Origin of the sequence: Chryseobacterium sp. JUb7, from assembly GCF_024806495.1 — a bacterium.
Taxonomy (GTDB): domain Bacteria; phylum Bacteroidota; class Bacteroidia; order Flavobacteriales; family Weeksellaceae; genus Chryseobacterium.
On the sequence record NZ_JANUFF010000002.1, the window covers coordinates 374392 to 386758 of the forward strand.

At 37.8% G+C, this 12367-nt stretch carries 6 protein-coding genes; all 6 read right to left on the minus strand.

What is annotated here, in order from left to right; translation table 11 throughout:
• Positions 1-125: 125 nt before the first annotated feature.
• The gene (locus tag M2373_RS05330; RefSeq protein WP_409013189.1) at positions 126-1709 is read right to left on the minus strand and encodes a calcineurin-like phosphoesterase C-terminal domain-containing protein; all 1584 of its coding nucleotides are present in this window, start codon (positions 1707-1709) and stop codon (positions 126-128) included.
• A gap of 191 nt (positions 1710-1900) precedes the next feature.
• Positions 1901-3352, minus strand: coding sequence for a SusD/RagB family nutrient-binding outer membrane lipoprotein (locus tag M2373_RS05335; RefSeq protein WP_259108377.1), 1452 nt, complete (start codon positions 3350-3352; stop codon positions 1901-1903).
• Between the two features lie 11 nt (positions 3353-3363).
• Positions 3364-6339 carry a SusC/RagA family TonB-linked outer membrane protein gene (locus M2373_RS05340; protein WP_259108380.1) on the minus strand — a complete coding sequence of 992 codons (2976 nt, stop codon included), beginning with the start codon at positions 6337-6339 and terminating at the stop codon, positions 3364-3366.
• Positions 6340-6605: 266 nt separating this feature from the next.
• Positions 6606-8177: a T9SS type A sorting domain-containing protein gene (locus M2373_RS05345; protein WP_259108382.1), complete on the minus strand. Its 1572-nt coding sequence runs from the start codon at positions 8175-8177 to the stop codon at positions 6606-6608.
• Positions 8178-8337: 160 nt separating this feature from the next.
• On the minus strand, positions 8338-9084 hold the full coding sequence (locus tag M2373_RS05350; RefSeq protein ID WP_259108384.1) for a glycerophosphodiester phosphodiesterase family protein: 747 nt from the start codon (positions 9082-9084) through the stop codon (positions 8338-8340).
• A 62-nt stretch (positions 9085-9146) separates the two neighbouring features.
• Positions 9147-12242, minus strand: a complete 3096-nt coding sequence (locus M2373_RS05355; RefSeq protein WP_259108385.1) for a TonB-dependent receptor — start codon at positions 12240-12242, stop codon at positions 9147-9149.
• Positions 12243-12367: the final 125 nt, after the last annotated feature.

The window sequence follows — 12367 nt, forward strand, 5'->3', positions numbered from 1 at the left end:
AAACACCTGATTAATCCGTGATTTTAATCAAAACTTAACCATAGATATAAATTATAGAATCAAAACAAAACCGACTTCAAATAAAGTCGGTTTCTATTGAAAGTATAGTAAAAAAAATGAAAAACTTAAGGAATAAGAATCGGGTTTTGAACCTCAAATTCTTCAGAGGATGAAAACTGATTTCCATACATATCTGTTGCTCTTACCTCAACTTTATGTTTTCCTACAGAAAGTTTTTTAGAGAAATCCCCTGTCCAGATATGTTTTGACATTTCGGGATTCGAAGGTCTTCTGCCCGGGAAAAGATTCTTAGTTGTATCCCATTTGAATACTGACATTGCAAAGCTAGGATCTACTGTTTCGTCATACTGCATATCCTCCCACTTCTCATTATCGATTCTGTATTCTACTTTATCTTTTTTGCTGCCCATGAAAAAATTGGCCATGATTTTTGCGGAAGTTTTTCCAGGATGCGGAACTGCTTTCGGAACATATAAATTGATCTGATAATCTTCTGATTTTCCGGCCGTTTTGTATTTAACTTTATATTGATTATCATTAAAACTGATGAAAGAATATCCTTTTGCTGTACCGTCCCTCATTGTAGAAGTCGGCAACCCCGCGTCATCTGAAGTTCCGGACCACCAATCCCCACAGGTTGTTCCAACATTATATTCGTGTAAATCTTTTGAACCGTTCCAACCCGCTGCTTTTCCGTAAAAAAGCTGTTGCTGAATGTGGGTATGTGCCGATAAAATCAAAGCATTCTGAAAAGGAGCCAGATAATCAAATAATTTCTGACGGTCTGAGTTTCTGAAATTATCTTCATTTTTATGCTCCAGCGGAATATGGAAAGAAACGACAATCAGTTTATTTTTATCCACTAATTTTAAATCATTTTCAACAAATTTCAACTGATCTTCACGGAAACCTCCCCAATACCCTTTTCCGTCTCTCGGATCCGGATATAAGATATCGTCCAATACAATGAAGTGAATATTTCCGTAATTGAAAGAATAATTAGCAGGTCCAAAGTTCGATTCAAAAGTTTCGTCTGAAAGATGGTCTTCTTTTGCATCATAATTCATGTCGTGGTTACCCATTACATTGTACCACGGCAATCCGATCTCTTTCATCACATCCGCATAAGGTTTCTGCAAACTTAGATTGTCTCCAACCAAATCTCCCAAGCTGATTCCCAATACTGCATTTTTTTTGGTATTTTTCACCTCATTGACAATGGCTCTTTTAAAATAATCCAGCTGTTTTTCTGTGTAAGGCTGAGGATCTCCGAAAACCAGAATATCGAAATTTTTACTTTCGTTTTGTTTGTTTAAAGCAAAATTAACTTCTTTTGGAAGTGCTCCTGTCGGCGCCGTTCCTTTATATTTAAAATCTGCCGGTGAACCTTGTGGTTTGTACGGATAATAATACTGAGGCAGATTGTTACCATTAACAGGTGTCATATATCCTGAAGGTTTGATCACAAAAACGGTCTGTCCATCCTGAATAGGAAGGCTATATCTTCCGTTTTTATCGGTAAGAATGACCTGTACTCCATTGGAAACCGCCACTCCCTCGATCCCTTTTTCTTTATTCTCTTTTTTCTGATTTTTGTTGATATCTTCAAACACATATCCTGAAACTGAAGTTTGAGAAAACGCCATTGCTGAAACCAACAAACATGGCATTAAAAATTTTATATTCATTTTACTTTTTGCTTAAATTTGTTTTGATTTTTCGATTTTAAAACTTTCGTCAGCTCGAGTGTTTTTCGTCATAAAATGAAGAAAAATATATCGGGAGTTTTTTAATTTAAATAAACTTCTCGATACTATTTTTTCAAAACCTACTCGAAGTGACGGCGGATTGTTATTAGAATTCTCCGAAATTTATTGTATTATTGGTTCCACCAGGTTTTGACATTAATATCATCGCCACCCATTTGCTGAACTGCTGCCTGATAATTTGTCGTATTCAAAACTTTAGGATTCGGAGGATACATCAATCTTTGAGGCAGATTCCCATTATTCAGAAGCCCTCCGTTGTTAGGAAGCACAGGAAAACCTGTTCGCCTTTTCTCAAACCACTGCTGCTGATCCACAAAGAACAGTGCCACATATTTCTGCAGCATAATTCTTTCTAAAGTTCCATTGTAAGCTACACTGGTATTTGTAAAATAATTGGCTGGCATGGTAGAACCCCATTGTTCAATGGTAGCTTTTACACCGCTTTCGTAATACGTCTGTGCACTTCCGGAAATAATTCCTTTAAGAGCAAGTTCGGATAAGGTGAACTGCAATTCAGCATAAGGATACAGTAAAATATTCAGAGGTGCTTTTGCCAGATTCTGATTCATATTGGACGGCTGATAATCGAACGTTGTTCCGTAGGCATACCCTGAAGGAGCTCCTTTATATCCAATATTGGCATTAGCAGGGATACTCTTAGCCTGACCAAAAAACAAAGCCATTCTCGGGTCATTATTAGCCTTCAGCGTTTCAACAAAAAATGCTGAAGCCGCTCTTCCCGTTGTAAAATCCTGAGGTCTTGCAATCGGCGGAAGAAGTGGCGCAACTCCCGTTACGTTTAATTTTGCAGTTTCATTATTATTTTGAAAAATAGGGTAAACAGTAGGATTATTGATGATCTCCTGAATTCTTTCATGAACATTTACTTCCCCGTTTTTCTTTAAAATCCTTGTAAGAAGTCTTAATGAAAGAGAATTACAGAATTTTTTCCAGTTGGTAATTCCATTGACATCACTTTCCGCTTTATAAAAAAGATCAGGTCCGGTAAGAAGTTTCGTTGTAACGAAGAGTGAGTTTGCCGTTTTTAAATCGTCCAGTAGCTGAAGATAAATATTCTTCTGCTGATCAAATTTAGGCTGAGAAATCCCTTCATCCATCCTTGATGCTTCATTAAAAGGCACATCCCCATAAGTATCTGTAAGATTTGAATACATCAAAGCATTCAAAACCATTGCAATAGCCTGATAATTTACATCATTATCTCTTATCGCCGCTTTTTTCATATCCTGAATCTGCATGATCCATTTGTAGCTGTTATTCCAAAAACCGGCTCCTGTATTTTCCGTCATATAATAACGGCTCAATGAATTTCCTTCATTAGGAAAATCAAGAGAAACCTGCATGATATCAAATGTGAAATCATTGGCTCTCATATAATTCACAGCCGAAATATTATACTCGATCGGCACTAATAATTTTGAAGCTACAGGTTCACTGATTCTGCTTTCGTCAACATTTACCTCATCCAAGCTTCTGCCACACGATATTGAAACTAGCCCAATTCCTGCAGTTAATACTATATTTAACAATAATTTTTTCATGATTTTACATTTTAGAATTTAACATTAAGCTGAATACCTACTGTTCTCGCTGTCGGCAACTGCCCCATTTCCACTCCCGGAGTGATCTGGTTGTCGTTCAGGGTAGCTGCTTCCGGATCGAATAATGGAAACTTCGTCCACATCCAAAGATTTCTTCCGAATACCGCTAAAGTCAGATCTGTGATTTTAAGCTGTTCGGTAATGCTTCTTGGGAAAGAATATGAAATTCGGGCATCTCTTAATTTAATAAAAGAGGTATCGAATGTATTCGTTTCTACGTTGGCTCTTCTGTAATAATCGGCATAATACGCTGACGCCAAAACTCCTTTCGTATTAGGTGAGAAAGAACCGTCAGGATTCTGTACCACTCCTTCTCCGATGATCAAACCGCCAGGGTTATCTCTTCCTATTAAAGTATGTTCCAATTTCCCCTGCTCCGTCATTTTGTGATGAGACTGTGAGTAGGCCATCCCTTTGTACTGACCGTCAAATGAGAAACTCACCGTAACATTTTTATACCTGAACTCATTTTGAAGACCTGCCCTCCATTTTGGATAAGCATTTCCTATCTTTTTCATCTGAGTAGGCTTTGCCGTCAATCCATCAGTTGCATTAAAAATAACCTGTCCATCAGGAGAATACATCAATCCATATCCATACATATCACCTAATGAACCTCCTACAAATGCATTATAATACACCACTCCTCCCACGCTTGCCATAGTGTAAGGCTCACCGTTGAATTCTTCAGGAAGAGAAAGAATTTTATTTCTGTTCATCGACCAGTTGGCGTTTACGCTCCATGAGAAATTTTTATTTTTAACCGGATATGTATTTAAAGTCATTTCAATCCCTCTGTTTCTTACTTCTCCTGCATTGATCACTCTTGTGCTGTAGCCCGTTTCCCACAACGTAGGAATTTTCACGATCTGATCTTTGGAATTGTTTTGATACGCTGTAATGGTATAATTAATTCTGTTTTTAAGAATACTGAAATCCATCCCAGCTTCCATATTTGTGATCATATTCGGTCGTAAATTCGGATTGGGATACATCGACGGTATTTCTATAGATCCATTAAAATCACTATTGTTATAATATTTAATCAACTGGTAAGGATCGGTATCGTTGCCCACTTTAGACCATGAAGCCCTTAGTTTCCAGTAATTAAATTTATCCGATGTCAACTTGAAAATATCTGAAAGAATAAATGATGTCGCTACCGAAGGGTAAAAATAAGAACGGTTGGCTTTCGGAAGTGTGCTGCTCCAGTCATTTCTCGCTGTAACATCTAAGAACACTTTGTTTTTATAACCCAAAGTAGCCAAAGCATAGGTACTGTTCACCTGCTTATCACTTGGTTTCGCAAACTTCATGATGGTTGAAATTCCGTTTGGCATGGTGTACACTCCCGGTTTCAGAAGCCCTTCTGCCAGATAATCATTCATTGTGTATTCTGTGTAACGGATATTTCCTCCGACGGATGCACTGAAATCAAAATCATTAAATTTATTTCTGTACGTGAACAGGACATCGTTATTCAGGTCCATCAATCTGATATGCTGTTCTCTGTACATCCCCTGAAGGTAATTTGCAGAACTCCAGGGTCTTTTTTGGGTACGCAGTTCATTGGTTAATTCCATTCCCGATCTCACCATGACATCAAGATTTTTGGTGATCTTATAATTAAGATTTACGTTTCCTGTGATGAAGTTTTTATCAACCCCATTCAGCATTTCGTAAGCAATCAGATAAGGATTATCGATAAACGAACTGAAAGGGTGAACCTGATCTACCTGCTCTTTCCCGGATTTCCAGATCGGCGCATACCATGACAAATCAACATTCGGATTCTGGAAGATCATGAAATAAGAGATCGACTGGTTGCTGTAACCGGTAGCCGGTAAATTGTCGCTCTTTGTTTTATTATAATTCAGCTTAATCCCTACTTTCAGTTTTTCATTGACTTTATGATCTACTGAAAAAGCGGCATTAAATCTGTCGAAACCTGTATTCGGCATCATCCATTCATTCTTCAGATATGTTAAAGATGATCTGAATGATGTATTTTCATTAGAAGCCTCTATGGCGATATTGTTGGAGAAAGTTGTTCCGGTTTGCCAGAACCCTTTGATATTGTCTTTGTACGGCTGCCACAATTGTCTTGTTGCACTTTGTCCTTCTGTAGCAGGATCATACTGGAAATAATACTGTCCATCGAATTTCGGTCCGAAAGCACTGCTCGTCCCTCCCGTATTTACCCCATCAGCAGAAGCCTGATAGGAATAGAAATAATTTCCGCTGGTGTCTTTCTGCATTGTTCCCTGACCGTACTGGTACTGATAATCGGGCCATTTCAGAACAGTATCGTAGCTAGAATAAGAATTTAAAGTAATCTGTACTTTTCCTTTTTTGCTTTTTCCGGATTTTGTAGTAATCATGATTGCTCCGCCTGCTCCTCTTGAACCATACAGTGCTGACGCTGTAGAACCTTTCAGAACGGTGATTGATTCAATATCATCTGGATTAATGGTATTGATCCCGTTACCGTAATCAATCGGAAGATCCGCCTTTGAACCAGCACCATAAGCTGAAAAGCCCGTTCCGGTTGTATTATTATTCATCGGAACACCGTCTACCACAATAAGGGCGTTATTCTGATCGGCATTCATGGAAATATCGCCACGAAGCTTGATGACAGAACTTCCTAACGGTCCCGCTCCCGCAGTCTGAATTTTCAACCCTGCCACTTTTCCTTCCAAAGCCTGCGACCAGTTATTGTTCTGAGTCTTCAGCAATTCGTCTGATTTTATGGTTTCAGCAACATATCCTAAAGATCTATCCTGCCTTTTGATACCCAAAGCAGTCACCACGACCTCATCAATGGATTTAATAGTATCTTTTTTAGCTTTTTGCTGAGCCGCCAGATTGACACTGACTAATCCCAGAAGTGATAAGATCAACAGCTTTTGTGTCTCTTTACGCATATCCTTTTTTGTTTGCGCAAAATTAAAACGACATTATGATTACAGTTTTAACACCATTTTAACATTTATTAAAGAATTATTAAACACCATATTAATTTAATCTTAACAAAAACACATACACATTTGGTTAACAACAGGTTAAAACAATTAAGCATTTTTAATACAAATAGCGTATAATATTTGCTTAACTTTATTGTCTTTCTCTGAGAAAATAAAAAAACATCTGCAAAAAAAAGAGCTTAACCATATCCGGCAAGCTCTATTTATTATCTTTTTATGATTTTTTCAGTATGTACTTTTCCATTTTTCAGGATCATCCGTATAAAATATATTCCGGGCTCCAAATCGTGTACATCAATAGTCTCAGATTGCTTATAATGTCCGGTCTTAATTAACTTTCCTGACAGGTCTGTTATTTTGAAATCTATATTTTCCGTCTCACTTTTAAGGTTTTTAAGTCTGATAAAATCATTAGCAGGATTTGGGTACAGCTTAATCTCGTCTGTTATTATTGAGTTTCCCTGAATTCCGAGTGTTTCGTTTCCGATATTGAATCGGGTTAACGTAAACTGACGGTCAACAAGTTTAGAATCACCTGCCACAATGAGTCTTTTTTTATCATCAAATTTAATTTTAGCAACTCTTCTCATCATTTGATCCGCTCCAAAAAAATTATAGAATCCATTATTACCAAAACTTAAATCCGGGGTTCCATCGAGATTGAATTTAGATAAAAAACCAGAAGCATACTGCTCATAATAAAAACTGGTCTCAAACATATAGCCTCCCACATAAATTCCATTGGAGCCTATTGCTATAGACTTGATCATTTCGTCTTTATAACCATTGATATTTAAGAAAGAATAATTTGCCACCCCGTTATCTCCGAATGCAGAGTCCAGAGCGCCCTCCGGCGTTACTTTCATAATTCTCGTAGAAGTCGTTGTACTGGCAGGAGTTGCTTTACACCACCCACCGATATATATATTACCAGAGTCATCCCTGGCAGCATCTACATAACTGGTATTATCATTGGTAAAAGTTTTCATAATTCTACCATTATTCCCGAAAGCAGTATCAAAAGCACCGTCTAAATTGAGTCTTGCTACATAAAAAGTTCTTGTCGGAGGGGTTACAGCAATTCCATCTGCTCCTGTCAGTATCAATTTATTATTGGAAAGGAAAATATTATGTGCAACACTGCCGGTATCATTTGTATTAAGATAGATAAATTTCTTACCATTAATTCCAAAAGATGTATCCAGAGTACCGTTGGTATTGATTCTCAGTAAAACGGTTCTCAGCTTGTTATCGGTATCTGTCCCGGCGCCGGCTACTATCAGCTGACCATTAGCCAGTTCGATAACACCGTTCGGAATATAATAACCACTGGCATTATTCATATCGATACCTTCCATTGTCCCGTTATTACCAAAAGCAGTATCAAATGTACCATCCGCATTGAACTTTTGAATATTAAGCCCAAAGTGCCTTCCCATGGTTATAAATTTTCCGTCACTCAACCTCAGAATATGATCCTGATTCACCATAATGGAAGTCGGACTGGCACCAGCTGTACCAAATGATGTATCCATCGTTCCGTTTTCAGCCGTTTTATAAATCATCCTGAAAGTAGTAAAGCCCATACCGCCAGAACCCATACCCGGGCTTCCCAGCACTACCATACTGTGATCCGGATTGGTGAAAAAATTGAACGCAATATCTCTTGTACTAGGTGTATTGACGAAAGTAGTTCCGGATCCTCCAAATGAGACATCCTTTGTTTGGGATAACAATAATCCGGATGCGAATAAAGCAATTAATAGAGTTTTCTTCATGTCTTAGTTTTAAGAATTATCAGTGTATTATAATGAGTTGCAAATTTAAATGAATACAATCATAAAACCTATGTTTTCAGAATAATCGGATAAAAAAACCTGCCTCATTGGAGACAGGTTCTAATAATATATAAAGACCTAAGTAAAAAATTGCAAATTATTATCTGCTTTTCAGCTGATCCGGAATATTGGTCGTTACAAACTTAATATTCTGCTTCTTCAGCTCATCAAATACAGCCGTATCATTCACCGTCCAGGCATTAGTAATTAAACCTAAAGCATTTCCTTCGGCAATCCATGTCGGGTTTTTCTGGAAAACACTGTAGTGATAGTCCAATCCGTCCAAACCTTCGTTTTTGATCTGCTCAGGTGACAATTCTCCGTTCAGATACTGTACTTTGAATTTCGGATCTACTTTTTTGATTTCTTTACAAATATTTAAGCTGAAAGAAATAAACTGACTCTTGGATTCAAGCTTCATATCCTTCACCATTTTAATGGTTTTTGCTACCAGCTCATCTTCTTTTTCTTTCGTCTTAGCTGGTTTGATCTCAATAATCAATGCTAAATCAGCATCTTTTTTTCCCTGTTTTAAATAATCTTTCAGGGTAGGAAATTTTTCACCGTTTGATAATTTCAGTTTTTCCAATTCTTTGAAATCGGTTTCAGAAATTTCCATTTTTCCGTGATGTTCATCGTGATTGATTACCAATACACCATCTTTTGTCATTCTTACATCAAATTCCGCCCCATAAATCTTCAATTTCTGAGCATTCTCTAATGATTTAATTGAATTTTCCGTTGTCGGAGGTTGCGACTGGAAGTATCCTCTGTGCGCAACAATCTGGGTTTGTGCCTTCATTGCAACTGTACTTAAAACTGCTAACCCTAAGATAAAATTTTTCATAATATAATTAGATAATTAATATAAAAGCCGTGAAACTTTTAGATAAAGATAATGTTTAATTGTTAAAAACTATATTTGGCTCCGACCTGAATCTGATACGGATTTCCTCCCAATGGCTGCAGACCACTGTTATTCAAACTATATTTAAACTCTTTAGCTACCGGATCAAATCCTGTAATTCTGTAAAGCGATGCATTGTTATAAGATTTATTCACGCCCCACTCTTTATTCAGTAAGTTGGCCACATTGAAAATATCAACAGACAATTCAAAAGCTCCGATTTTTTCAAATTTAATTTTTTTCGCCACACGTACATCCCAAACACCGTAGAATCCATTTTTACCACCATTACGTTCAGCCACTCTGTTACTATTTTCGATAATATAATCCTTTAAGGCCTGTCCGGCTTCCGGATTATCAAGCAAAGTCTGGGTAAGATTCGGGAAAATATAAGCTAAATCATTAGAATCAACAAAATCTCCGTTAACATTACCTCCTGCGGTCAATGAAAAACGTGTTCCTCCAATTCCTGAATACCTAAGTCCTAGAGTAAATCCGGCAATCGTCGGCGAGTTTCCGTAAAGCACCACTTTATTTCTGAACTGGTTATCCGAATAAGACATTCTCAAATCTCTCGGATCGCTCTGCACCAGAGTAGATAGTGTCGCCGAGTTGGCCACGTTCCCGTTGTAAGAAGTATTATCCCTGATGTCGGACCACGTATAACTTGCCGTGATTTCCCCATCTTTCCAGTAACGGTAACTTGTGTCTACCACGAAAGAGAACTGATTTACCTTACCATCACTTACCAACTCAAGAACTCTTCCGAAATTAGTATTGTTTCTTCCTGCTTTCCAGTCCAGTGTTCCGTTGGCATTAATAGCGGTTACCGGAACAAAAACACCTCTTCCCCCTTCATTAGCAAGCGTAAATAAAGGATCCGCTTTCATGTTTCTGTCATAGTAGAAATAATTGTTTCTTCCCAATGCCATATATCCTGCGATTCCTGCTCTGAATCTCTCGTTGAAAAAGTGAGTATAGGAAATATTCGCTTTGTAAACGATCGGAATTTTTGCATCTTTTCCTGTGTAGTTGATTGTCGGAAGCTGATACTGCTGAAGTGTAGGAACCGTTCCGTAATCATTTCTGTAGCTGTTGAAATCCGGAGTCAGACCGACCTGAGCCGGGTTAACGTCTACAGTTGCCAAATGATTCCCATCAAACACCAAGTTATTAATAACCATATAATTATTGATATCCGAAGAGAAAATCCCTGCTCCGAATTTCAGGAAATCTTTGTTGGCTTCATTCATATTCCATTCAAACTGGAATCTCGGCTGAATCACAAATGATTTGATCTGATTATCTGTTCGGATTCCCATTTCATCAAATAACTTCTGATTAAACTGCGCTTTCGGATACCCTCCGTAATCCAATCTTAAACCCGCCATTAAATCAAGGCCTTTGGCAATTTTTGTCTGAAACTGTCCGTAAACACCAACATTCCAGATATTTGATTTTACAGAAGGATCATCCATCAAGGGAACTTCTCTGTAAAACCTGTACGGTGTAAGATTTTCGAAGTTGAAATAAGGACTTGCATTGGTAGAGTTTTCCCTGAAATGGAACCTTCCGTTCACCTCACTTCCGTATACCGATTTTGCCTTGGTATACATGATATCAGCTCCGAAAGTATATTTTACTTTATCTGTATTGTAGTATAAATTATCAACTAGCTGTAAAACATTATTTCTGAAGCTTTCCTGTGCAAAACGGTGTCCCCCGATCTGAATATTCGTAGCTCCGACGCTTGAAATCACATTTTCCACAATAGCTCTCGGAACCGGACGTCCCAGCTCATCATTCTGATAACTATCCTGGAATGTATATAAATACTGAGCTTTTAATTCGTTGGTAATATTGGGTTTTATGTTTGACCTTAACGTTAACAATAAACTGTTGTCCATATTTTTGTCATTCCCGTAAGATTCAAAGAAATTGATGGACGTATTATCTGCCAAACCGTTTTTATTTAAATCGTACGTAAAATTATTTCTTAAGGTCAATAAGTTTTTATCATTAATCTGCCAGTCTAAACGTAAAAATGCGGCATCAGAGTTTCTCACCTTATCAAAAGCTCCGAACTGCGGGGTATTTCCTACTCCATATTTTGCTCTTGCAATATCCAGAAATTGATTTAGCGTTTCATTAGTCGTATTCAGCCTCAGCTCATCTTCTCTCGACTTGATATCAGCGATCAGCAATGGTCTTGAATCCAGCTGATGGTCCCAAGCCATAAAAAAGTGTAATTTATTCTTAATCACCGGACCTCCTAATGAAAATCCAAACTGGGAAGTTGAGAAGTCATTGGTTCTTTTATTCCCTCTGATATCATAAGGACTCGAAAGCCAGTTGGTTCTTAAGTATTCCCAGGCACTTCCGGAGAATTTATTGGTTCCTGATTTTGTTACGGCACTTACTGTTCCGCCACCACTTCTTCCCAACGTCACATCATACTGGTTGGTTGTGATTTTAAACTCACGAACCGCTTCAATCGAAATAGAGAAAGGTGCATTGCTTCGGCTCGTGGTAGCCCCTGCTGAAGTCGGGTTTTTTGCAGTCATTCCATCAATGGTAAAATTGGTAGAAGAACCAAGCTGTCCGGATAAATTTCCACCTTTTCCACTTAAAGGAGAAAGCTCGGAAAGACTCACAAAATTTCGCCCATTTACAGGAAGAATCCCAATATTCTTTGCAGTAACAGCTGTTGCAGCTCCTAAGTTTCCGATTTTATTTTTCAGGTTTCCGGTAACAATAACTTCTTCAATGGCTTTTTCTTTACCATCACCCAAATTCATATTTACAGTAACCTGATCTCCGAAATTGACATTATACCCCTCTTTTTTCTCATTATTCACAATCACGGTGTAAGGTCCGCCTAAAGGGATTTCTTTAAAAATATATTCTCCTTTTGAATTGGTTTCCGTTTCGGTTTTAAAACCGGTCGATTCGTTGACAATCGTTACTTTCACCTTTTCCTGGCCTGCATTCCCAATGGTTGTTACCTTTCCTACAATCGAGGCCTGCGTAGTCTGTGCATACGCCATTGTCCCAAAACTCAGAAATAATAATCCCAATACAATCTTTACTTTTCTCATATCTTCAAATTAGCTGAGTGCAAAGGTATTGCGACTTTCCCCCGTTCCCCTTTACGTGAATTTTAACATTTTTTAAATTAAATTATAACATTATGTTAAATAAACTTAAACAGGTAATTTATCCT

Coding starts and splice junctions, on each gene's coding strand:
- M2373_RS05345 (WP_259108382.1), bottom strand. CDS start 8,177: ATGAAGAAAACTCTATTAATTGCTTTATTCGCATCCGGATTATTGTTA.
- M2373_RS05340 (WP_259108380.1), bottom strand. CDS start 6,339: ATGCGTAAAGAGACACAAAAGCTGTTGATCTTATCACTTCTGGGATTA.
- M2373_RS05335 (WP_259108377.1), bottom strand. CDS start 3,352: ATGAAAAAATTATTGTTAAATATAGTATTAACTGCAGGAATTGGGCTA.
- M2373_RS05330 (WP_409013189.1), bottom strand. CDS start 1,709: ATGAATATAAAATTTTTAATGCCATGTTTGTTGGTTTCAGCAATGGCG.
- M2373_RS05355 (WP_259108385.1), bottom strand. CDS start 12,242: ATGAGAAAAGTAAAGATTGTATTGGGATTATTATTTCTGAGTTTTGGG.
- M2373_RS05350 (WP_259108384.1), bottom strand. CDS start 9,084: ATGAAAAATTTTATCTTAGGGTTAGCAGTTTTAAGTACAGTTGCAATG.